The organism is Syntrophomonas zehnderi OL-4 (assembly GCF_000983115.1).
In the GTDB taxonomy this organism is placed as follows: Bacteria; Bacillota; Syntrophomonadia; order Syntrophomonadales; family Syntrophomonadaceae; genus Syntrophomonas_B; species Syntrophomonas_B zehnderi.
The window spans coordinates 1-23,664 of sequence record NZ_CGIH01000025.1 but is presented as its reverse complement, the minus strand read 5'-3'; the positions used below and the strand labels follow the sequence as shown (position 1 = coordinate 23,664).

Annotated in this window: 23 protein-coding genes; 18 read left to right on the top strand and 5 right to left on the bottom strand. The window is 44.7% G+C overall.

Annotation, left to right across the window (positions count from 1 at the left end; all coding sequences use genetic code 11):
- Nucleotides 1-46 precede the first annotated feature (46 nt).
- The 13 genes from miaA (at nucleotide 47) to glnA (ending at nucleotide 11,897) form a co-directional block, all read left to right on the top strand.
- Nucleotides 47-961, top strand: coding sequence for a tRNA (adenosine(37)-N6)-dimethylallyltransferase MiaA (gene miaA, locus AAV90_RS06065; RefSeq protein WP_046496723.1), 915 nt, complete (start codon nucleotides 47-49; stop codon nucleotides 959-961).
- A 52-nt stretch (nucleotides 962-1,013) separates the two neighbouring features.
- Nucleotides 1,014-1,265 carry an RNA chaperone Hfq gene (gene hfq, locus AAV90_RS06060; protein WP_046496663.1) on the top strand — a complete coding sequence of 84 codons (252 nt, stop codon included), beginning with the start codon at nucleotides 1,014-1,016 and terminating at the stop codon, nucleotides 1,263-1,265.
- A gap of 167 nt (nucleotides 1,266-1,432) precedes the next feature.
- Nucleotides 1,433-2,320, top strand: coding sequence for an AAA family ATPase (locus AAV90_RS06055; RefSeq protein WP_046496661.1), 888 nt, complete (start codon nucleotides 1,433-1,435; stop codon nucleotides 2,318-2,320).
- A 203-nt stretch (nucleotides 2,321-2,523) separates the two neighbouring features.
- Entirely contained in the window at nucleotides 2,524-3,225 is a 702-nt protein-coding gene (locus tag AAV90_RS06050; protein ID WP_046496659.1) for a GTP-binding protein, read from the top strand.
- Entirely contained in the window at nucleotides 3,218-4,048 is an 831-nt protein-coding gene (locus tag AAV90_RS06045; RefSeq protein WP_046496658.1) for an ATP-binding cassette domain-containing protein, read from the top strand. Before AAV90_RS06050 ends, AAV90_RS06045 begins: the two co-directional genes overlap by 8 nt.
- A complete protein-coding gene (locus AAV90_RS06040) occupies nucleotides 4,018-4,956 on the top strand; it encodes an ABC transporter substrate-binding protein (protein ID WP_046496656.1) in 939 nt (312 codons plus the stop codon). The genes AAV90_RS06045 and AAV90_RS06040 overlap by 31 nt, the downstream gene beginning before the upstream one ends.
- Before the next feature lie 219 nt (nucleotides 4,957-5,175).
- A complete protein-coding gene (locus AAV90_RS06035) occupies nucleotides 5,176-5,886 on the top strand; it encodes an ABC transporter ATP-binding protein (protein ID WP_046496720.1) in 711 nt (236 codons plus the stop codon).
- A 25-nt stretch (nucleotides 5,887-5,911) separates the two neighbouring features.
- Nucleotides 5,912-6,946, top strand: a complete 1,035-nt coding sequence (locus tag AAV90_RS06030; protein WP_046496654.1) for an ABC transporter substrate-binding protein — start codon at nucleotides 5,912-5,914, stop codon at nucleotides 6,944-6,946.
- Nucleotides 6,918-7,697, top strand: coding sequence for an ABC transporter permease (locus AAV90_RS06025; RefSeq protein ID WP_046496652.1), 780 nt, complete (start codon nucleotides 6,918-6,920; stop codon nucleotides 7,695-7,697). Before AAV90_RS06030 ends, AAV90_RS06025 begins: the two co-directional genes overlap by 29 nt.
- A gap of 104 nt (nucleotides 7,698-7,801) precedes the next feature.
- Nucleotides 7,802-8,644: a ModD protein gene (modD, locus tag AAV90_RS06020; protein ID WP_046496650.1), complete on the top strand. Its 843-nt coding sequence runs from the start codon at nucleotides 7,802-7,804 to the stop codon at nucleotides 8,642-8,644.
- Between the two features lie 131 nt (nucleotides 8,645-8,775).
- The gene (locus AAV90_RS06015) at nucleotides 8,776-10,014 is read left to right on the top strand and encodes a methionine gamma-lyase family protein (RefSeq protein ID WP_076982614.1); all 1,239 of its coding nucleotides are present in this window, start codon (nucleotides 8,776-8,778) and stop codon (nucleotides 10,012-10,014) included.
- Nucleotides 10,015-10,050: 36 nt separating this feature from the next.
- Nucleotides 10,051-10,509 carry a DUF456 domain-containing protein gene (locus AAV90_RS06010; RefSeq protein WP_242847497.1) on the top strand — a complete coding sequence of 153 codons (459 nt, stop codon included), beginning with the start codon at nucleotides 10,051-10,053 and terminating at the stop codon, nucleotides 10,507-10,509.
- Nucleotides 10,510-10,568: 59 nt separating this feature from the next.
- Entirely contained in the window at nucleotides 10,569-11,897 is a 1,329-nt protein-coding gene (gene glnA / locus AAV90_RS06005; protein WP_046496647.1) for a type I glutamate--ammonia ligase, read from the top strand.
- A 52-nt stretch (nucleotides 11,898-11,949) separates the two neighbouring features.
- Here glnA and lexA read toward each other — a convergent pair whose 3' ends face one another.
- From lexA to AAV90_RS05985, 4 genes are all read right to left on the bottom strand, one after another.
- A complete protein-coding gene (lexA, locus tag AAV90_RS06000) occupies nucleotides 11,950-12,570 on the bottom strand; it encodes a transcriptional repressor LexA (RefSeq protein ID WP_046496645.1) in 621 nt (206 codons plus the stop codon).
- 67 nt (nucleotides 12,571-12,637) lie between these two features.
- On the bottom strand, nucleotides 12,638-13,372 hold the full coding sequence (locus AAV90_RS05995) for a tRNA 2-thiocytidine biosynthesis TtcA family protein (RefSeq protein ID WP_046496644.1): 735 nt from the start codon (nucleotides 13,370-13,372) through the stop codon (nucleotides 12,638-12,640).
- Nucleotides 13,373-13,381: 9 nt separating this feature from the next.
- Nucleotides 13,382-14,677 carry a (Fe-S)-binding protein gene (locus AAV90_RS05990; protein ID WP_046496641.1) on the bottom strand — a complete coding sequence of 432 codons (1,296 nt, stop codon included), beginning with the start codon at nucleotides 14,675-14,677 and terminating at the stop codon, nucleotides 13,382-13,384.
- Nucleotides 14,678-14,733: 56 nt separating this feature from the next.
- Entirely contained in the window at nucleotides 14,734-16,134 is a 1,401-nt protein-coding gene (locus AAV90_RS05985; RefSeq protein ID WP_046496640.1) for an FAD-binding oxidoreductase, read from the bottom strand.
- A 146-nt stretch (nucleotides 16,135-16,280) separates the two neighbouring features.
- On the opposite strand from AAV90_RS05985, the gene murB reads away from it, so the two are divergent.
- The 5 genes from murB (at nucleotide 16,281) to AAV90_RS05960 (ending at nucleotide 20,972) form a co-directional block, all read left to right on the top strand.
- Nucleotides 16,281-17,180: a UDP-N-acetylmuramate dehydrogenase gene (gene murB / locus AAV90_RS05980; protein WP_046496637.1), complete on the top strand. Its 900-nt coding sequence runs from the start codon at nucleotides 16,281-16,283 to the stop codon at nucleotides 17,178-17,180.
- 27 nt (nucleotides 17,181-17,207) lie between these two features.
- Nucleotides 17,208-18,938 (top strand): B12-binding domain-containing radical SAM protein, encoded by a 1,731-nt coding sequence (locus tag AAV90_RS05975; protein WP_046496635.1) that lies wholly within the window; start codon nucleotides 17,208-17,210, stop codon nucleotides 18,936-18,938.
- Between the two features lie 232 nt (nucleotides 18,939-19,170).
- Complete coding sequence (locus tag AAV90_RS05970) at nucleotides 19,171-19,815, top strand: phosphatidylserine decarboxylase family protein (protein ID WP_046496634.1); 645 nt, start codon at nucleotides 19,171-19,173, stop codon at nucleotides 19,813-19,815.
- Nucleotides 19,796-20,311 (top strand): CDP-diacylglycerol--serine O-phosphatidyltransferase, encoded by a 516-nt coding sequence (pssA, locus tag AAV90_RS05965; protein ID WP_046496632.1) that lies wholly within the window; start codon nucleotides 19,796-19,798, stop codon nucleotides 20,309-20,311. The genes AAV90_RS05970 and pssA overlap by 20 nt, the downstream gene beginning before the upstream one ends.
- A 37-nt stretch (nucleotides 20,312-20,348) precedes the next feature.
- Nucleotides 20,349-20,972: an NUDIX hydrolase gene (locus AAV90_RS05960; RefSeq protein WP_046496630.1), complete on the top strand. Its 624-nt coding sequence runs from the start codon at nucleotides 20,349-20,351 to the stop codon at nucleotides 20,970-20,972.
- Between the two features lie 238 nt (nucleotides 20,973-21,210).
- Here AAV90_RS05960 and AAV90_RS05955 read toward each other — a convergent pair whose 3' ends face one another.
- Nucleotides 21,211-23,403 carry a PepSY domain-containing protein gene (locus AAV90_RS05955; protein ID WP_046496627.1) on the bottom strand — a complete coding sequence of 731 codons (2,193 nt, stop codon included), beginning with the start codon at nucleotides 23,401-23,403 and terminating at the stop codon, nucleotides 21,211-21,213.
- Between the last annotated feature and the right edge of the window lie 261 nt (nucleotides 23,404-23,664).

Here is a 23,664-nt window from a genome sequence, read left to right as displayed (position 1 = left end):
GCTTAGATTATAAACAAATGATTAGGTGTTGATTGTTTTGCGATTAATGGCTATAGTAGGCCCGACCGCAGTAGGTAAAACTGCCTTATCGATTGCGGTGGCTCAAAAGCTTAATGCCGAGATTATTTCCTGTGATTCCATGCAGGTCTATAAGGGGATGGATATTGGTACTGCCAAAGCTACTCCCGAGGAAAGAGCCCGAGTCAAGCATCATCTGATTGACTTGCTGGATCCTGACCAGCCTTTTACGGTGGCAGATTATCAAAAACTAGCTAAACAAGAGATAACCAGACTTAACCAGCTGGGAAAAAATCCCCTGCTGGTGGGTGGAACCGGACTTTATTATCAGGCCGTAGTTGATGACTATACGTTTTTTCCAATGGAGTCGCAGTATCAAGTGCGCCAAAAATGGGAAAGCATTTGCCAGGAAAAAGGTCTGTACTTTATTTATGAGCAGGTAAAGGCAATTGATAGAGATTATGCCCTCAAGGTAGGTCAAAATGATAAAAAACGCCTTATACGAGCCTTGGAAGTGTGGGAATTGACGGGGGAGCCATTTTCTGATCTGCAGGTTAAAAATCAGGCGGCCTATGAATTGAGTGTAGTAGGTCTATACTTGGAGCGCGCCAGTCTCTATGAACGCATCAACCGGCGCGTTGAGCAAATGATATCCGGCGGACTGATTGATGAAGTGATCGGGCTTAGGGAGAAGGGTTATGATCTATCCCTGAACAGCATGAATTCTTTAGGTTACAAACAGGTGAACTATTATTTGGAAGGCCTGTTGACAGAAGATGGAATGCTAAAGGAAATGAAACGGGAAACACGTCATTTTGCAAAAAGACAGTATACATGGTTTAATAAGGACAAACGTATCATTTGGGTTAATGCTGAAGAAAAATTTGAAAGCTTGGTAAATAAAGTTGTTTCTATTTGGGGAGGACAAAAGCAGACGATATAGAATATTAGTAGATATGGATAGAAGCACTATTTTTGATTGGAGGTAACACAACTTGACAAATAAAAACCAGCTTAATCTACAGGATGCATTCTTAAACCAGGTTCGTAAAGATAAAACCCTGGTAACCGTCTTCCTGGTTAACGGCTTTCAAATAAAAGGCCTGGTCAGAGGATTTGATAATTTTACTGTAATCGTTGAACTGGATAACCGCCAGCAATTAGTATACAAACATGCTATTTCTACGGTTAGCCCGGTTAAACCGATTAATGTCATTAATCTTGACCCAAAACTGGATGAAGAGTAGTGTTCATACATTAAGTGCAGCAATTATATAACTATTAATGCAGGTATACCGTCTGACTTTATCGGGATACCTGCATTTTTATTGACTATTCCGTAGATTGCCAAAATGTCACCACTTTTGTTTGTTTGGCATATACTAATTTAGATTTCCGTGAGAGTGGTGATTTAATGGCAATTTCCCTGAAGTATGCCAGTCCCGGTCATTATAACCAGTTAAGTCCAGCAAATAACAACCTTAATGATTTCACCTTTTGCAGTTCCGATGCCTTTATAGAACTGGAAAATCTAATCGGGCTTAAACAGGTAAAAAGAACCATAGCTGAAATAACAGCCTTTTCATTAATACAAGGCAAACGGCAGCAGCAAATGCTCAAAGCCTCTCCCGCAGCTTTGCACATGGTTTTTCGGGGCAATCCCGGAACCGGTAAAACCAGTGTAGCCCGCATACTGGGGAAAATTTTCAAAGAAACTGGGATATTAAGCAAGGGACATCTGCTGGAAGCTGAAAGAGCCGATCTGGTAGGTGAATATATAGGACATACGGCGCAAAAAACCAAAGATATACTTAAAAAGGCCCAGGGAGGGATTTTATTTATTGATGAAGCCTATACCTTGGCGCAAGGCGGGGAAAAGGATTTTGGGAAAGAATCTATTGCTACCCTGGTTAAAGCTATGGAAGATGAGCGGGATAACCTTATCGTAATTTTGGCCGGATATTGCCTGGAAATGGACTTTTTTATGCAATCCAATCCGGGCTTGCGTTCCCGTTTTCCAATTCAGATTAATTTTCCTGATTATAGTTGCGATGAACTGTTTAGTATAGCTGTACAAATGTATACTGAGCGGGATTACGAATTGAGCAATAAATGCCGCTGGAGACTAAAATGTATTCTGGATAATTTTGTAAAACAACAACACCCCCACAGCGGCAATGCCCGATATGTGCGCAATCTGGTGGAAAAATCGATCCGCCTGCAGGCCTTGCGCATTGTAGACAGGGAATACTTAAGCCGCCGGGATCTAATGACCATTGAGGAAACTGACCTGCCGCATTAGCTGAGCCATCGTTTAGAGGCTAGAGCTGACCATAAAGACATGATCCATCAATGGATTTGTTGGGTTATGTTAATTCTAAATTTGCGAATTTCGCAATACTCCTATATATAACATAAGATAAAGTAATGTGCTAACATTTTAAAAAACATTGTAAGAATAAATCAAAAAATCAATGATGTAAAAGGAAAGTGTGTGTCACTAAAATGCGTTTTGTGGTCGTCGCTGGTACGCCATCATCGGGCAAGACTTCAGTTATGGTACATACCATTCGTCATTTATTAAAAAATAATCTGCAAGTAGCCGTATGTAAAATCGACTGTTTGCAAACTTCAGATGATGAGCGTTACCTTAGCTTAGGCATTCCGGTAGCGGTTGGTCTGAGCGATTATATTTGCCCAGACCACTTTTATGTTTCTAATCTGGAAGAGATTGAAGCCTGGGCCAGGGAGCAAAAGGCTGATGTGTTAATACTGGAAACGGCCGGGCTCTGCCATCGTTGCGCCCCGGCTGTTTTTGATTGCCTTTCGATCTGTGTTATTGATAATTTAATTGGGGTTGATACCCCGCAGAAAATAGGTCCCATGTTAAGTTCGTCAGATATTGTAGTAATAACCAAAGGTGATATCGTCTCTCAGGCCGAAAGGGAAGTATTTCGCTATAAAGTGGAAATGGTTAACCCTGAAGCCAGCATCCTGGATTTTAATGGACTGACCGGACAAGGTGCCTTGGCGTTAAAGAATGAGATCCTTGCCAGCGAGCCGTTAGCAGGCATTACCGGCAAAGTATTAAGAAGTCCAATGCCAGCCGCCATATGTTCCTATTGTGCCGGGGAAACTATCATCGGTCAAAGCTATCAAATGGGCTTTATTAAAAAAGTAGATTTTGGGAGAGTAAAAAGTGATTAAACATATTACTATTCTGGGTGGTTTTGACAAGAACGGTAACCAGGAAAAGATATCCGAGCTAAAGGTTTGCTCCGGTGAGGTTCTAGCTGTAGTTGGCCCCACCGGTTCAGGTAAAACTCAATTAATATCGGATATTGAACAATATGCCGAGGAAGAAACTTTGACCGGCCGAAAGATCCTTATAAACGGCCAGCCGGTGGACAAGCCGGGAAAAAAATCTTTAAGCCGTTTGGTTGCCCAGGTTTCCCAAAACATGAATTTTGTTATCGATTTGTCCATCAAGGATTTTCTGCTCATGCATGCCCGGGTTCGAGGAATCTCCAATCCAGAACAAATCTTACCGGAATTGCTGTATGTAACCAACCTGTTATCCGGTGAACCGGTGACCTTAACGACCAATCTGGCACAGTTAAGCGGTGGACAGTCAAGGGCATTGATGGTAGCAGACGTTGCAATTATCAGCAATGCCCCGGTAGTGTTAATCGATGAAATTGAAAATGCCGGGATTGACCGTCTTCAAGCCCTGAAAATTCTGACCGGGCAGGGTAAGATTGTGCTGGTGGTCTCACATGATCCCACTTTGATGTTAATGTCTAAACAAAGGGTGGTCATGAAAAACGGAGGAATGGATAAAATCTGCCAGACAACCGAGCTGGAGAAAAGAGTGCTTAAAGATCTGATTGGACTGGAAGAGCAGGTAGCCAGCCTGCGAGAACGCCTTCGCCAAGGTGAAAATCTAGGCGCAGAGGATGGCATAAAAGCAGATGTTGAGGAAAAGGAGCGGCGGATTTTATGGCAAGAGTATCGGTACACCTCCCTTTAAATATCAGTCGTGCTTTGGCGGAAATGCTCAAAGAATTCGTACCCCGGATTGAAGAAACACATGGAATTAATATCACGGTTGATAATGAGTTTCGCTGCCAGACAGTAAAACCCGCAAAAGGGGATAACTCATTAGCCCTGGAAGCAGAGGAAGCCAGCCTGCCGGATATGGTCATCGGTCATATAGATTCCTTTTTAAGGTTGCCCGACAATTATTTAAAAGACTATTTTCGCCCTCTGCCGGGTCGTTTTCCCATCCGACCTGAATTGTCCGAATTAGGGTTTGAGGATCCGGAGGGTTATTTTCATCCCTTTGCGATTGTCCCGTTCGCAGTACTTTATAATCCCGATCTAATTTCGGAGTCCGAGCTTCCCGCGAGTTGGACAGATTTGCTGAATCCCCGCTGGCAGGGGGGAATCTGTATGCCGGATCCCAATCATATGGCACCTCAAGTTATCCGCGCTTATTTGCGAGCCAACTATCCGGATAAATTTGATACGTTTCTTAATAATTCGGTTTATTTGGGAGTACCGCTGAACGTTATTAATGCAGTAGACGCGGGCCAATATCCGCTAGGAATTACCAATATATCTTTCGCCCGCCTTACGCGCGGTAAAAATATCCGCATGCTTTGGCCTCAGGATGGCATGATCTGCATGCCTATGATGATGATTTGGAGCAAAAAAGCAGATGATTGCTTGCTGGAAATAGGGGATTATTTAATGTCCCGGCGAGTGCAGGAATATCTGGCCATGCAGACGTTTGTGCCAGTAGCGTCCGAGGTACCTGTACCTCAGCTGCTTAGCGAAAACAATTATCGTTTACTTTGGAACGGATGGGATGATTTCCGGATGGCATTAAAAGCCCTGGTACAGACTAAACAGACAGATAAGTTAGACCCTAATTAATATTTTCATAATACACTTCAAATTAGCCTAGCCACATAAAAAAACCGGTCGGGGGCAAGGCTTTTGCTTAAAGCGCCGAAAGAATCCTTGCATACAAATTATCGCTGCGGAGGGCTTTAGTTTCCGTGTGGATACGAAGTACCTTAATCAGTAACACGCGGCGATTATCATAAATGGTTCTGTTTTGCCGTCAGGGGAGGGAATTTTAACTTGTTTCACATGGAGAACGTTGTATTAAGATACGGAGATTTAACCGTGCTGGATCAATTTAACCTTTGCTGCGAAGAACGACAGTTCATTTGTCTTTTTGGGCCGTCCGGAGTTGGTAAAACCAGTGTTTTAAATATCCTGGCCGGTATTAATAAACCTCAAGCAGGCAGTATCAAAGCTGATTACAAAAGATTGGCATACGTCTTTCAAGAGCCGCGCCTGCTTCCGTGGCTGACCGTGGAGCAGAATCTTAAGGTGGGCCTTTTTAATCTGGGTTTAAATTCCAGACAACGCAACCAATGTGTATCAAATCTGCTGCCGCTGCTGGGTTTATCTGGATTTGGCGGGTACTACCCCGGACAATTAAGCGGAGGAATGAAGCAACGGGTTTCATTGGGGCGTGCTTTTGCAATTCAACCTGATCTGTTGTTGTTGGACGAGCCTTTTACAGGATTGGACGAAAACTTGAAAACAGATATGCTGGATCTGTTGTTTTCATTGGGGCAATGGCATGCCTGTACTACGGTCATGGTCACCCATGATATAAAGGAGGTGATAAAGATAAGCGACCGAATAGTGGTGATGGCAGGGCGGCCTTGCCGGATCGTGCAGGATATCGTAACTGCCCCCGAGCAAAGACGTGATCCGGCCTTTATCCGCAAAACTGAAGCAGGTTTGGTGGATATGCTTAATCTGAATAAAGCTTGCGCGGTTTTATAATTTTAAAAAGTCGGGGGAATTAGAAATGAAGATCAATAATAAACGTATTACTGTATTGTTGTGTCTCGTATTAATTGTAGCCTTGTCAGGTTGCGGACAGAAAACTGATATAGAATCAGCAAACAATGCCCTTCCTGCCAAACAGTCCGAAGATACAGTCAAACTCGAAGATCTTAAACTTACTATCGGGAGTGCTCCTGGCCCAGTTACATATCCTTTAGCGCAAATGGCCGAAAAAAACAGCCAGATTGTGCTCAAACCCTGGCAAAACGGCGAGCAATTAACCGCCATGATTACTGCCAAAGAAGTGCAGCTTTGCAGCACTCCGATGAGCAATGCCTTGCTTTGTTACAACAAGGGTCTGGGAGTGCAACTACTTTCCGTTACTGTTTGGGGAATGCTATACGTTATGAGTACCGATGACAGTATAAAAAACCTGTCCGATCTAAAAGGCAAGGAAGTTGCCCTAACCGGCAGAGGCGGTATTCAAGATCTGATATTCAGACATTTGCTTATTAAAAACAACATAAATCCTGATACTGATTTAACCCTGACCTATCTGGATATGCCTGAAGCATCTGCGCGCTTGGCAGATGGCCAGTTAAAATATGCGGTTTTAAATGAGCCGCAATCCAGCATCGCGGCTTTAAATACTAAGAAAAACGGACGGGAGTTGTTTCGGGTTTTGGATCTGACCAAGGAATGGAACAAACTTCCGGGACAAGAGCAGGCGCGCATGCCAATGGCCGGAATAATCGTAATAAATGATACCGGTTTAACCCCGGCACAGGCAGGCGGTTTTGAAAAGATCTACATCGAAACTGCTGATTACGTAAACAAAAACAGTCAGGAGATTAGTCCTATCGTGGAAAAACATGTTCCCACGATGAAGGCGCAGGCAGTCAGCGAATCCATGAAATATGCCCGCCTAAAACCTGAACATGGTGCTGATTGTCAGGCAGAAATAGAGGCTTTCTTTAAGGAATTGAGTCAAACTGCCGGCTTGCAAGCCTTTGGAGGCAAATTGCCTGATGCCAAATTCTACTATCAGTTCAAGTAAGGTTTATTATTTCTGCGGGGTAGGTTTGCTGGTGCTGGGCTGGCAGTTTCTGTCCATGGTCTATGGCGCGGTGTTGGTTCCATCACCGGCAGACACCCTGCGGGCTATTGGGTTGCTTATAAAAACCGGCGAATTAGGCGAAAACCTGTTGATTACTTTTCGCCGCCAGATCTGCGGGTTGAGTCTGGGTATCATGTGCGGGTTTTTAAGCGGTTTTCTGGCCGGATGTTTTCAGCGTCTGGAATGGCTGATGCAGCCGTTAATTAGCTTTTTACTGGCGGTACCGGCAATTATCTTTGTGACCATGGCCATGGTTTGGTTGGGGATGGGTGATAAAATGACGGTGTTTTTAGTGGCCTTGCTGGTATTTCCGATAATGCATATAAATACCATGGAAGGGATTAAAACTATTGATCGTGCTTTACTGGAGATGGCACAGGTCTATCGTTTGCCGCTGCTGCAAAAAGTTAAAAAGATTTATCTTCCTGGTATGAAACATGGTTTGATTGCCGGTTTTTCGCTGGCCATGGCTTCGTCAATCCGTCTGACGATTATGGCGGAGATGCTGGGGGCGCGTGAAGGAATGGGGCAAAGGGTGGCAATCACCCGTGCTTATCTGGAGACCGACCAGCTGTTTGCCTGGGTATTGGTACTGCTCACAATACTTATCAGCTTGGAATTTATAATTATAAGACCACTGAAACGTTCTGTGAACCGGACTAAACAGTTAAATAGTCCAACTGCCGGCTAGTTGGGCCCACAAATGAAGGAACGGGACATAATGGTGGATCACTTGCCGCTGATCTTATTTGCTGGTATGAATCCTGCCATTATGCAAAAAAAGGAGGTAAAGCCATGTATATTAGCGATGAGAGCCTGGAACGCTTTATTCATGAAGATGTGCCATATCTAGATTTGACCACCGTTTTGCTTGATATTGGGCAAACACTCGGTAAGATATCTTTTGCGACCAGGGAAAAAGGAGTGATCTGTGGCTGTGAGGAAGCAGACCGCATCTTTTCTAAGCTGGGAGCCCAGACAGACTTGCTTATACCTAGTGGAACCATGGTGGAGCCGGGCCAGCCTTTTCTGGAGGCTACCGGAAAGGCTTCCAGTCTGCATTATGCCTGGAAAGTCTGCCTTAACATTTTGGAATACTGCAGCGGGATTGCAAGCCGCACCCGCACCTTACTGGATAAAGCCCGCAATGTTAATCCCGACATTAATATCCTTTCCACCCGAAAAATGTTTCCCGGAACCCGAGAACTAGCTATCAAATCCGTAATAGCAGGAGGAGGTTTTCCTCATCGGCTGGGATTATCGGAAACCGTATTGATATTTCCTCAACACATCAATTTCCTGGGCGGAATGCAGGAACTGAGTTTTAAAATTCCCGGGCTTAAAAAACAGGCCTGCGAGAAAAAAATAATCGTTGAGGTTCAGAACCTGGATGATGCCCTGCTAATGGCAGCGGCCGGAGTAGATGGCCTGCAATTTGACAAGCTGTCTGCGGATAATCTTAAGATTATAATCGAGGAAATTAAAACCGCTTATCCTAAGCTGCTTTTGATCGCAGCTGGGGGAATAAAGGAGACCAATGTTGTCGAATATGCCGCAACGGGCGTTGACGGCATCGTAACAACCTCCATGTATTTCGGGCGCCCCCTGGACATTTCCGCCACTATGCAGCCAATCTAAGATCTGCGCAGGAAAGACAATATACTCCCTCGCCTGTTTATTGTATACCTGGCAAACCTGCTTGCATGATGATTATAATATGATAGACTAGGGAAATAACGAATTTCCTTTAGAAAGTGGTGCTTTTTTTTTTGGAGTCTTTACGTTTTATTCGTTCGGCTGAAAAGGAAATGCAGACGATTTTCCAATTCTATGAAGAAACGGCTTTTAACAACCAGCAGAAGGTGCTTAAAGCACTGCAGGATCATCGGGTTAGGGACAGCCATTTTACTAATACCACCGGCTATGGTTACCAAGACCTAAGCCGCGATGAACTAGAGAGTATTTATGCCCAGATTTTTGGAGCCGAAGACGCTATGGTACGCTCGCAAATAGTATCAGGAACACATGCGATATCGGCTTGTCTGATGGCGGTTTTGCGTCCGGGTGATGAACTTCTTTCGGCAGTGGGCAGTCCGTATGATACCTTGCTTAACGTGATAGGGGTTAAAACAGCACATAAGGGCAGTTTGATAGAGCGCGGCATACGTTACCGGGAAATTGCTTTGCACAGCAACGGAGAACCTGATCTAGAAGCCATTCGCGCTGGAATAAAAGCCGATACCCGTATGGTGCTCATCCAACGCTCCCGGGGCTACAGTCTGCGTCCGCCTCTACGGGTAGAGCAAATTGAACAGATAATTAAGGTCATTCGCCAGGTTAATAAAGATATTATTATTTTTGTGGATAATTGCTATGGAGAATTTGTCGAGCAACATGAACCCACCCAACTGGGAGCAGATTTAATGGCGGGCTCCTTGATAAAAAACCCCGGCGGAGGTTTGGCACCTGCAGGCGGATACGTTTTAGGACGCAAGGATTTGGTCGAGGAAGTAGCATATCATGTCACAGCCCCCGGGTTAGGCAAAGAACTGGGTGCCAGCCTGGCCAATAACCGTTTGCTGTATCAGGGATTATTCCTGGCCCCTCATGTGGTGCTCCAGGCAATAAAAACCGCCTGCCTGCTGGCGTATGTTTTCGAACAATGTGGTTACGAAGTCTCTCCACGTTGGAATGACAGACGCGGGGATATTGTCCAAGCAATCCAGATGAATACCGCTGACGAGGTTATCCGTTTTTGCCAGATTGTGCAAAGTACTTCGCCGGTGGATAGTGATGTAAAACTAGAGTATGCTGGTATGCCTGGCTATGCTGACCGGGTGGTTATGGCTGCCGGTACTTTCGTTCAGGGCTCCTCGATTGAACTATCCTGTGACGCTCCGCTGCGGGAGCCTTACACAGTATATTTCCAGGGTGCATTAACATATGAGCATGGACGTTATACAGCTTGGCAACTGGTGGATAATTTTAAGAGGGAAAAGCGCCAGTAAAAGGAGGTTCGTCTTATAAACATTGGTGCGGTCGTTTTGGCCATTATTGGGATCCTGTTAGGGATTGCAGGAACAATTATACCCTTTATACCGGGTATACCTCTGATTTTTATTGCTATTTTGGGGTATGGATGGTACGAGGGTTTTCACTCCATAGGTACGACCTATCTGGCCGTAATGGGTGGACTGGCCATCTTATCACTGGCGGTTGAATACCTGTCCTCCACCTTGGGAGCCAAGTACTACGGATCAACCAAAAATGGCGTTATAGGGGCATTAATCGGAACGATGGCAGGTATATTTATCTTTCCTCCCCTGGGTATTCTGGTTGGCCCCTGGATCGGTGCGGTGATGGGGGAGGTACTGGCTGGTAAAGATATTGTAGCGGCTGTGCGGATAGGGCTGGGTACTATAGTCGGGATCTTCTCCGGTTTGCTGTTTAATCTATTGATTGGGATAATCATGCTGATTTCATTTTTAGTCGTAATCTTTTAATACAGGTAAATCAGTTTGTTCGGGATTTTCTATAAACTCTAATCTACAGGAGGTTTTTTATGGATAAGGCATATATTATGCAAAAGGCTCGGGAAGAAAACATACAGTTTATTAGGCTTCAGTTTACTGATATTATGGGTGTGCTAAAGGCTATTTCCATTACCGTTGATCAATTGGAAAAAGCCCTGGATGGAGAACTGATGTTCGATGGATCTTCGATTGAAGGTTTTGTGAGGATCGAGGAATCCGATATGTATTTGAAACCTGACCCGGATACCTTCCTGATTCTGCCCTGGACCAGCCCTACTTCCTCTGGTAAAACCGCCCGTATTATCTGCGATATATCAGATGCTAACGACCAGCCTTTTGAGGGAAGCCCCCGTTATGCCTTAAGCAAGGTTTTAAAAGAAGCCCTAGCCATGGGGTATACGATGCAGGTTGGACCGGAACCGGAGTTTTTCTTGTTTAATCTTGATCACAATGGATTACCTACCTTGGAAACCAATGATAAAGCCGGTTATTTTGATCTGCCTCCGGTGGACAAAGGGGAAGAAGCGCGCCGGGATATGGTGGAAACCCTGCAGACATTGGGTTTTGAGATAGAAGCTGCTCATCACGAAGTAGCCCCCGGACAACACGAAATTGACTTTAAATATGCAGAGGCCTTAAAAACGGCCGATAATATAGTTACCTTCAGAATTGCTGTGCGAACGGTGGCTCAGCGCCATGGCCTGCATGCTACGTTTATGCCCAAACCGGTTTATGGCATTAGCGGATCCGGTATGCATATGCACTGTTCCTTATTTAAAGATGGTGTTAATATCTTCTATGATCCCGATAAGGAGGACGGACTAAGTGATACCTGTCGTTACTTTATTGGCGGAGTAATCAAACATGCCCGAGCCATTTGCGCCATCACTAATCCAACCGTTAATTCCTACAAACGTTTAGTTCCCGGCTATGAAGCCCCCGTATACATTGCCTGGTCTCACCAAAACCGCAGCCCGCTTATCAGGATACCGGCTCGCCGTGGTATCGGAACCAGGATTGAAGTGCGTCATCCTGATCCCACCTGCAATCCATACCTGGGACTGGCGGTTATTTTAAAAGCAGGTCTGGAAGGAATCAAAAAGCAAATTGATCCTCCGGCATCGGTTGAACAGAATATTTACGAAATGGATCTGGCTTCCCGCAAAGAACACGGTATTCTGTCATTGCCGGAAAACCTATACGAGGCTCTGCATGAATTGAGTGAAGATGAAGTAGTGCAGGAAGCTTTGGGAAAACATATCTTCTCCCGTTTTGTGGCCGCCAAAATGAAGGAGTGGGAAAACTACAGCTCCCGGGTCTATGATTGGGAAATAGATGAGTATCTGGCCAAATTCTAGCCAACCGCAATAACACCAGGGGATGGGGTTAAGAAAACCCCATCCCCTTAACTTATATTCTGCGCAGCAGGCCGGCAACTTTGCCTAGAATGGTCAGCTCGCGGGTAATAATTGGCTGCAGGGCGCTGTTTTCCGGTTGTAGCTTGTAATGATCGGACATTTTATAATACCTTTTCACAGTTGCCTCATCTTCCAACAAGGCCACTACGATTTCTCCATTGGCGGCATCCCTTTGTTCCCGCACAATAACGTAATCATTATCTAAAATACCGGCATCAACCATGCTGTCTCCCTTAACACGGAGGATATAGTAATTGCCATTGCCCAATAAATCTACCGGCACGGCCATATAACTGTCGATATTTTCTTCAGCCAGGATAGGTGCGCCGGCTGCTACTTTGCCCAGTACCGGGATATGGCGCACATTATTTTCAAAAGTTTCTTCTGGTTCGTCCTGAACAACGATAATTGCTCGGGGTTTGGAGGGATCTCTTTTTATATAACCTTTCTCCTCGAGTTGCACTAAATACATATGCACAGTGGAACTGGATTTTAGTCCAACGGCTGCTCCGATTTCCCGAACCGAAGGGGGATAACCCTGAGTCTTGGTTTTTTTCTGGATGAACTGTAGGATTTGGCGTTGCCGTTCATTTAGAGAATCAAGCCGGGTCATATGCTACCTCCGAGTTTTTGTTAAATTATAGCATAGAATAGGTTTAAAAAACAAACGTTCTATATTATTATTGCTGGGGTTGCCAAAAACTGTCCCGATCTACATTTTCTATGCTGGTCAGAATCCTTTTGCGGGCACCGGGGAAGCGGTTTTCAATATCTGCCACCAGCTTTTTCATCTCTTCCCGCATAGTATATCCATCAACCGGGCAAGGATTTTTGACAACCTTAAAGTCAGTCGATTCAATAAAGCTTTCAATATCTCTTTCTATTACATAAATCAGAGGCCGTATGACCGTAATATCTATCCGATCCAGGTAGGTTACCGGTTTAAAGAGATGATAACGACCTTCAAAGATCATGGACATAAGCATAGTGTCAACTACATCATCAGCATGATGCCCTAGGGCTACTTTATTACAGCCCTGATTTTTGGCAATACGGTTAAGGGCTCCCCGGCGCAAAGTGGAGCATAGCGAACAGGGGTTTTTTTCCTGGCGGGCTTCAAAAACCACCTGAGCAATATGAGTTTCTTCAATAATCAAGGGCAACTCCAGGGAAGCGCAATAATTCTCAATGCTTTTAGTATCGGCTCCCAGGTTCAGATCCAGATAGATGGGAATCAAATCAAAATCCACGGGTGTATATTTTTGCAGCATGGACATAAAAAAAAGCAGAGCAGCACTGTCTTTGCCTCCCGACAGTCCTACGGCAATTTTATCACCGCTTACGACCATGTTATATTTTGAGTTGGCTTTGCGTACTTCCCGAAAGATTTTTTTATTAAGTCCCTTTTTTACCATATAGAATACCTATACTTTCAAAGCAGGGGTCTTTTTATAGCATTCAGCAAGCAGAACAACCGGGTGGACGACTTCTGCATCCCAATTATTACGGTTAGCTCCAAAGCGCAGTTGCATCATGCAACTGGGACAGCAGGTAGCCAGTTTGGTGGCACCGGTCATCATGGCATTGTCCATTTTTTTATCCAAAATTTTCATGGACATATCATAATGGGTCAGGCTGAACGTACCCGAGCCGCCGCAGCAACGATTAGCATCCTTCATTTCAATCAGCTCCACGCCGGGTATGCGGCGCAGCAATTCCCGAGGCTCCTCTTTGATCCCCTGGGCATTGGCCAAGTGACAGGGATCATGATAGGTAACCCTGATCTTTTTTGCCTTTGGATTGGCTGGAGGTTCTACGTCCAAAACCTCAATCAGAAACTTGGTTAAATCCATGGTTTTATCAGCAAATTCAAATGCCTGATCCTCGATTTTCAATCCTCCCAGCAAAAACTCAATATTTTTATGGCTGATGGCGGAAGAGCAGGAAGCACAATCACTTATTATATAATCACAATCATAACTATTAAAAAGCTTCACATTGTGAGCAGCCAACTGCCGGGCGGTTTCCATTTTGCCATTGGCAATATGAGGTAATCCACAGCATTTGATATCTTTGGGAATAATTACTTCACAGCCATTATGGGTTAGAACCTCTACTGTAGCTTTGGCAACCTCCGGGTTTAAAAGGTTAGTGGCGCAACCTAAAAAATAGCCCACCCGATATTTTTTCTCACCCTGGGCCGGATTGACCTCGCCTAGTTGGTTTTTGGCCGCTCGATAGGGAACATCGGTCAGAATCTTCTCAGCTTTGGGCAGATCGCCCGGTAATAATTTGGTGATACCTATAGTTCGGCCTAGTTTCTGCAGACCGCTTTTTTGGGCAAACCACATTAAGCGAACCGAGTTTTTAAGAAGCCCCGGCCGGGTCCACATAGTATCAAATACCAATTCCTTCCCCACAGACGGATTTTTATCATATATATAAGACCTGGCAGCCGCATTTAGTTCATGGATATCGATTCCGGAAGGACAATTAACCGAACAGGTTTCACACATAAGACAATTGCTCAGCCTTTTATATACATCCTCTGTGGGCTCCACCTTGCCATCCCTTAACATGCCCACCATAAATACATGACCGCGCGGAGCTGCCGTTTCATCTTTTATTTCCGCGAAAGTAGGGCAGACACTGCGGCATTTGCCACAGCGCACACATTTCATTATTTGCTCTTTTACAGGGGGCAATTCCTTGAATTCCATATGAATCTTCCTTCCTAAAATCCTGCTGCGACATATGGGGTAAGATTAGAAACGTATTAGAAAAGCTTGCCGGGATTCATGATGCCTTTGGGATCAAAGGCAGCTTTGGTTTTTTGCATGTATTCCACGGCCTGCCCGTGTTCCTGCTTGGCATAAGGGCGGCGCACCACACCTACTCCATGTTCACCGGTGGTTGAACCCTGCATTGCAATCGCCAGGTGGTGAATCTCATCAACCAGTTTCATAACCCTTTCTACTTCTGCGGGGATTTCTGGATTGATGACCGGTGCGGTATGGACATTGCCATCCCCAATATGTCCGTAATTTACTACCTGGATTCCGTATTTTTCGCCAAGCGCTCGAATCGCCCGTAAGGTGTCCGCAACCTTGGACAGCGGTACACTGACGTCTTCACCGGCAAAAACCCGGGTTCCATCGGCCCTCACCCGGGAGGCTGCTGAGGCAGTCACACTGCGGCCTTCCCAGAGCTGGGCCATGCGCTGAGGGTCGGTTGCCCATTCTACCGAGCGCGCCCTGCGGTCGGCAATTTCCTTTATCTGTCTACCTTCATAATCAACACTAGGGGGATTGCCATCCACTTCAAAAAGCAAAATAGCTTCGCAATTGGGCAGGTTGATTTCCGGTTTAAATTCGTTGACGGCCTTAATCGCGGAACTGTCCAGAATCTCAATCCCGGATGGGAGGATACCGGCTTTATATACATCAAGAACGGTAGCCGGGGCATCATCGAGCTGATCGAAAACAGCCATGGCAATTCCGCGGGCTTTGGGTTTAGGCCAACAGCGCAGACGGATCTGGGTGATGATACCCAGTACACCTTCCGAGCCAATCATTAGTTTAGTCAGATTCAGGCCGGATACGTTTTTAATACACCTGGCCTGCATACCACCGGTGTAAATAATATCTCCAGTGGGTGTTACTACTTCCAACCCCAGTACATATTGTTCGGTAGTACCGTATTTGACCGCCCTTAACCCACTGGCATTATTGGCCACCATGCCGCCAATGGTGCACATCTGGCTGCTGCCCGGATCAGGCGGGAAAAACAGGTTAAATGGGCTGAGTTCTTCGTTTAAACGTGCATGGATTACCCCAGGACGGACAATAACCTGCATATTACGGGCATCAATTTCTACTATTTCGTCCCATTTGGAAAGATCTAACACGATTCCGCCGTTGACGGCAATACAGCCCCCGGTTTCACCGGTGCCGGCCCCGCGGGGAATAATGTTGATATTATTCTCATACGCAAAGCGTACCACTTTTTGAACTTCCTCGGTACTGGTGGGAAATACTACCGCTTGGGGAACCGAGGGCTCCATTTGCGTAAAAAAAGAGCTGTCATAGGAATAATACATCAGATCCAGTTCTTCGGTCAGTAACTTATCTTTACTCAGAATTTTGGCCAGCTCATCTTTAATTGCAGCAAAATCCATAATTTCACTCCTTAAAGGCCACATACGGTCCCATATTTGTTACTTCGATATTATATCATAATCCCCGCCAGGATTATAAAATTATGTTCCGTAAGGTATAATTAAAAATACGAGTTTCATAGTATTACGAAAAAAGGAGTTTTTTAATGTACGATGAACTGCGTGGACTGCTCGCTGAGGAGATTGTTTTGCTGGACGAACCTATGAAAAACCATACTACTTTCAAAATCGGCGGTCCGGCCGATATGTTGGTTTGTCCGCGGCATATTGAAGAAATTAAGATAATCATGAAATACTGTAATCAACAGCAGATTCCGTTTATGGTCCTGGGTATGGGCAGCAACTTGCTGGTCAGGGATAAGGGTATAAGAGGTGTGGTTGTGAAGCTGGGGCAGAATTTTCAAGCCCTGCGTATGGAAGGAGAACAGATTTGGGCTCAATCCGGAGTCGGACTGTCGCAACTAGCCCACTGCGCTGCCGAGGCCAGTTTAAGCGGTCTGGAATTTGCGGAAGGAATTCCGGGCAGTCTGGGTGGTGCTGTGGCAATGAATGCGGGCGCCTATGAAAAGGAGATGCAGGACGTTATCATCGAAGTCGAAGCTATAGACAGGACTGGGGAAATCCATAGGTTTTCTGCTCAAGAAGCAGGTTTTGCCTACCGAAAGAGTATATTTCAGGATAACGGATTTATAATCGTATCTGCCAGAATGCAGCTTAATAAAGGTTTTCGCGAAGATATTGAGATGAGGATGCAGCAATTTGCCAAAATCCGTCGTGAAAAACAACCCTTGGAATACCCCAGTGCCGGGAGTACCTTTAAAAGACCGCCCGGTATGTACGTAGGCCCGATGATCGAAGAACTGTCTCTTAAGGGCTATCGTATCGGCGGGGCAGAAGTATCAACGAAACATGCTGGTTTTATCGTTAACCGTGGTGATGCCAGTGCGGCTGATGTTATAAACCTGATTGACAAAATACAGAGCGAGGTGCGCGCCAGTTTTGGCGTTGATCTGCAACCGGAAATCCGCATTGTAGGTGAAGCCTGATAGCGGTTCATGAGGAAACAATATATAATGAAATCTATCCTATTATGTACCTTAAATGCCAAATACATTCATACCTCTCTGGCTTTGCGCTATCTTAAAGCATATTGCCTGCAGGACGCTGACCTTAAAATTGAGCTAAAGGAATATACCATAAATGAGTTATTGCCCGATGTTATGGCTTCCATTTATTCATTTCAGCCGGATATTCTCTGCTTCTCCTGCTATATATGGAATATCCGCTCCATTTTAGAGCTGTGTCACGATTACAAAAAGGTAGCCCCGCAGACTATTATCATCCTGGGCGGTCCAGAAGTATCTTATGATAGCCTGGCGCTTTTAAAGGAAAACCCGGCTATTGATTTTATCGTCCGCGGGGAGGGGGAAGTCAGTCTAAAAGAACTGCTTATTGCCCTTGATAATAATCAACCTGTCAATAATGTCCGGGGTATAACCTGCCGTCAGGGCGCCGAGCTTAACTACCATCCAGATCAGCCCTTGATAGAAGATTTGGATAACATTCCTTTTCCATATCCGGCTGACTTGCGGGAGTATAAGGATAAGATCGTCTATTACGAAAGTTCGCGCGGATGTCCTTTTAACTGTGCTTACTGCCTTTCTTCAACCCAACGGCAAGTCCGTTTTTTTTCCTTGGAGCGGGTCAAAAAAGATTTGACGATACTGCTGACCCAGGAGGTGCGGGAGGTCAAATTTGTTGATCGCACCTTTAACTGCAATGAAAATCGCGCCCGGGAGATAATCAAGTTTCTGGCTGATCAGGAAGCAATCAGCAAATTTCACTTTGAACTGGATGCTGCCTTAATATCGGATCAGATGTTGGAGTTTTTAAAAAACTTGCCTGCCGATCGCTTTAATTTTGAGATAGGTGTCCAATCAACCTATCCGGCTGCTTTGCAGGCTGTGCAAAGAACCTCCTCCTGGGAACGGCTCAGCCGTAACGTCCAACAGCTAAATTCATCTGGGAATATACATCTGCATCTGGATCTGATCGCCGGACTGCCGTATGAAGGTTATGCTGAATTCGCCCAATCCTTTAATAATGCATATGCCTTAAATCCGGATGTTCTGCAGTTGGGATTTTTAAAATTGCTCAAAGGCTCCCGATTAAGGGATGAGGCTCAGCAGTACGGTTATGTATTCCAGGAACAACCGCCCTATCAGATTTTGGCCAATAACTACATTAGTTATGATCAGATGATAAAACTAAAACAAATAGAAGAACTTCTGGAAAAATACTATAATTCAGGCGATATGTCGCGTAGTGTTGCATATATTATCAACTATGTATATGATGAGGATGCCTTTGCTTTTTTTGAGGGTTTGGCTTTTTACTGGGAAAGGAATCAGCTATTTGCGGTTGCTCATAAGAAGGAACGCCTCTATAGTATTTTGATTGACTTTATAAGGGGGTATCATAGCCCCCATTTAGACGTTGTCAATGATCTGCTAAAATTTGATTTTTTGAATAAAAACCGTACCGATGTCCTGCCGGCTGGACTTTGGAGTCACAATCCGGCGCATATTAAGGAAGAGATCTACGCCTGTATCAAGGATAAGGAATTTATTAAGAAACATTTACCGGGTAACCTGCCCGCCAGCCCTCGGGAGATTAAAAAGAACCTGCATCTGGAATATTTTCATTGGGATCCAAACCAGGTTCTGCCTGATAGTGAGGAGGTTAAGATAATGTTTGTCTATGATCCCATAAAAAAACTGGCCGTTAAAAAAATCCGCCTGTAAAAGGCAGAATAATAATCTGTTTTCCGGGTACGTTTTTTATATCAAGACCTAGCATGCATGCAACGGCTTACGGTTTTTTAAATTATCCAGTACTTGCAAACCTTACGCTTAGGAAAAGAACTATAGTTATTCTATGTTTTACGTTAGAATTAGATTATGCCACGAATTAGATTATGCCATTTAGAAATATGCAAAGTCGCCCGGCTTACCGTTTTGGATAGGAGTATTTACTGTGAAACATCATAATGAGATTATTGCCCGCGAAGGTTGGGTATTCGTATTCTTATTTCTGCTTGTGACCGGTATAATGTATTATTTTAGGGCTTTTTCAGGTGCCTGGCTTACTTTTATACTGGCTTTGTTTTGTGCTTTTTTCTTTAGAAACCCTAAACGCAGTATACCCGATAGCATAGGGACGGTAGTATCCCCGGCCGATGGTCGAATCATGGACATAGAAAAGGTATATGAAGATCAATATCTTAACCAGTCGGCCTTACGGGTGAGGATTTTCTTAAGTTTGCTTAATGTTCATATTAACCGGGTACCGATTAACGGTGAGGTAGAATGGGTGCAAAGGGTGGCCGGTCAATTCCTGCCCGCCTATAAAAGTGAGGCAGGTACTAAAAATGCGCGTAATTATATTGGTGTGGCAACTCCCTGGGGTAGGGTATTGGTGGTACAGGTTACAGGTTTGGTAGCGCGCAGGTTAGTATGCTGGGTAAAACCCGGGGATGATCTGCAGACCGGGGAACGTTTTGGACTTATCCGTTTTGGCTCCTGTACCGAACTTTATCTCCCTCCTGAAACCACGGTATTGGTTCAGGCAGGTGAGAGAGTAAAAGGGGGTGAAACCATCCTTGCCAAGCTTTCCGAATAAAAGTTTAGCTAATGCCGTTACTTTGTGCAACATCGTTTTTGGATCGTTATCCCTGGTTTATACATTAGATCAGCAATTCGGTTTGGCTGCAATATTTATCCTGATTGCCGCTGTCTTGGATGGGTTGGATGGGCGTATTGCCCGGCGGTTGGATATTATGTCGCCTTTGGGAAAAGAGCTTGATTCTCTATGTGACATGGTATCTTTCGGGGTAGCTCCAGCTTTATTAATATATGCCCAGGTTTTAATCAACTACACTTATTCCCTGGGGTTAATCACGGCATTACTATATATCGTTTGCGGCGCTTATAGACTGGCACGTTTTAATGTATTGGATATAAGCGGTTATTTTTTAGGTATCCCTATAACGCTAGCCGGGACATTCTTGGCACTTTTGGCATTGTTTGCGGCATATTTGCCTGCCCACCTCATTTTGGCTCTTTTATTGCTAATGGCCATTATGATGGTTAGCAACATAAAAATACCGAAGCTTTAAAACCGGCTATCATGGTACTTGTTAAAGGAGAATCAAGATGGTTAATATAGATTGGCAGAAGTTGCGCCACAGGAATCAAAACATACTTGGTTTTGAACAATCGTTGCTTTCGGCGGTTTTTCTACCGCTGGTGGAAATTGATGGGGAGACCTGTATCCTTTTTGAGAAGCGTTCTCCTGATCTTAAGGTTCAACCTGGAGAAATTTGCTTTCCCGGCGGGAGAATTGATGATTCTGATATCAGTCCGTCCCAGGCCGCCCTACGCGAAACCATTGAAGAATTAGGGCTGGCCCCTGAAGATTTAAGCATACTGGCTCCTCTGGATATAGTAGTCAGTCCTTTTTCAGCCATTATCTACCCTTTTGTAGGGCAAATCCATAATCCTCAAAGTATACAAATAAACTACAGTGAAGTGGCTGAGGTGTTTTATGTGCCCCTTGATTATTTAATGCAGCAGCAGCCTATCGAACAAAAAATAATTTTAAAGGTGGATTTCCCAGAGGATTATCCCTTTGAGCTGGTGCCCGGGGGTAAGAATTACCCCTATAGGGATGCGATCATACCCCAGCAGTTCTATATCTGGCAGGATCGAATCATATGGGGGCTGACCGCCCGCATACTGCACCATTTTTTGAGTCTGGTAGATACCTCATCGTGCTGATTAATGCGAGGATAGGCGCGCATAACTTGGCAGCGGAAGCTTTAAGTCAAATCACCGTAAGGGATGTTTTAGCATACGTTGGGAACCCCATTATCAGATCTGCAATAAAATCGATTATCTGCCCTGGTAGCGGGACGTTTTAGCTTACCCATCCTTATCATACAAATATTTTCATACGTGTTTAAGCCCGGCCTCAACATAGAGGTCGGGCTTAAATTATATTAAGTGCCTATTGTGGTTAGTTTTTTATAGACAGGGTTTTTACCAGAGCTACCGCGGCTTCACCCCGGGTTATGGTATGCTGCGGGTTAAATGTTTTGCCATCGGCTTTTATTATGCCTAATCCCCAACATAAGGCTACATAGGCCTGCAACTGGGGTGACATTTTATTTGCGTCCAGATAGGATACCCGGTAAATATCCTGAACCTGGGTCAGGTAATCAATGTTTAGAAAACGAACCATTAACTGGGCCAGTTGTTCGCGGCTTACGTTGCTGTCTGCCGGGGTATCTTTTTCAATCCAATTCAGAACCTGGCAGCGTTTAAGAACCTCTTCATCACTTATCCACATCGTACTGTAAATTCCTTCTTTGACAGTTAACATAGCCTTTAGAAGATCAGCCAGTTTAATATTTTCATTCGGGTGGAAGCTTGCTCCATATTCACCCAATAAACCCGCTTGCCCCAGCAAGGCAATCTCTTGCTCCCCAAAATGGCCTTTAATATCATTAAAAACCAGGGCCTGGGGATTTTTAGTTACGGGTTTGCCTTCTGTATTCAAGGCGGCCCCGCTCTTAGCATCCAACATGTAAAAGCCATCTTTGTATTTCGGCAGATATACCAGCCTCATGATCTCCTTTAATCCTTTGGAATTCGGAATTTTGGCATAACTTAAGGTCAGGGGAGCGGATTGGAAGAACAGATCGTTAGCCCGCTGGCTGTCAAGGACTCCTTGTGCAGACGGAAAATTCTCTTTACTCCATTTTAATCTGTAAGTGGTAACCTGTTTGCTGCCGGCGTCAATAGATATTTCGATGCCATTGTTAGGAACCAGGATGCCATTTACCAGCCGCACATAATTAAATGACCAAGTGGGGGGATTCAAATCCATCGGTCTAAGCAGAGAATCCAGATTGTCTAGTTTAATTTCTGACCAACGCTGGGGTGCTATTTTTTTAATAAAGGACTCCGCCAATGATTGGGCGGTCTTCTGATCGATCAAATCACTACTGCTAACCGGTTTTTGCGGGGGAAGATTAAGATTAAATCCAGTTAATTCCCCGCTAACGGCATCCAATTGAGCCCAAACATATGCGCTTTGACCTGGTTCCGGGCTGTCTTTACCCCAACCAAATTGCCAGTAGCGATTGTTGGGATTGCGCCAGTCCTTTTCTAAAGAAGCTGAATTTAACTGCATATCATTTATAGCCGGCAACCACTTTTTTACTATGTCAATTGCTTCGGTCTGACTGATAAACCGCGCCGACCTATCAACTTCCTTTTGTTCATCCGGGCTTAACACTGGGGCTGCTCCGGCCTGGGGGGCTATGGAGGATCCCATTCCACCATCTTTCATCAGGTTTTCTAAGCTATAATTATAACCACCTTGATTTAGCGGTTGGCCTGTGAATGCGTCAAGCATTCCATTGGATGGATGTCTGATTCCATAGACAAGTTGGGGCGATGATTCCTGCCCACGCGTAATAGGTTGGGCATATTGAAGTTTTAGTATTTCCTGGCTGACAAAAGATTTTTCAGCCTGATCCTGGTTAATAACGTTTTGCGGATCGGTTAAGTCAGTATAGGTCCAGTTTAAGTTGTAATTTACTATTTCGCCGGTCTGCATATCAATTTCCATATAGGCGTTATCCATGGCTACATTTATGCCTTTATAAATCCTGTTCCATCTCATCGAATAAGTAGGGGCTTGATACGTCCCTAAGGCCAAAGGATTGGAATCGCTAACCAGTTTTAAACTGGGACTCTTGGCGGGCAACAGGCGGTTAAGGGTTTCCTGGCCAATTTGTTGGGCTTTTTGCACCGATAGGGCAGGGGTCTTACTAAAGGAAGGATCTGCCGGTCTTGTCCAGCGATTCAAGCTGATTATTTCCCCGGTTGTGGCATCAACTTCGACCCTGAAATCACCTTCTCCTCCATCCGGGGCAGTCCAGAGTAAAACCCAGCGCTGGCGGTCGCCGTAGCTATCAAATGATGAGGAAAATTCCGTAAGACCGCTGGGGATGGTTAGATTTTTCTTGACATTTTGAATCGCTTGCTCGAGGGGCAGACGGGTAGCTTCATCCCTAACAGCGGAGACGGAACCGACCTGGCTTTCCGGTGCCAGCGTACTTGGCGCTGCCACGGCCGACTTGGGCATCTGGGCAGCAACAAACAACATTATTAGCAGTCCGGTAAGCAACTTGTTTTTCATTAGCAACACTCCTTTATAAGTTATTGAGTAAATCCAGAACTAGGAAACTAGTCGGAATTAATACGTGTATATAAATACGAAACACAACATAAAAACTGACAGTTTAATTAAACAAAAAAACAACCAAAATCGACGCGATTTGTTTCACAAACCCCGAGTTATTTAAAAATCATTAGACCCGCTATTGAGACACAGCCATAATTATTACAATCGGATATATAATAATTATTTTATGGCATAATTATAGATCTATATAATACC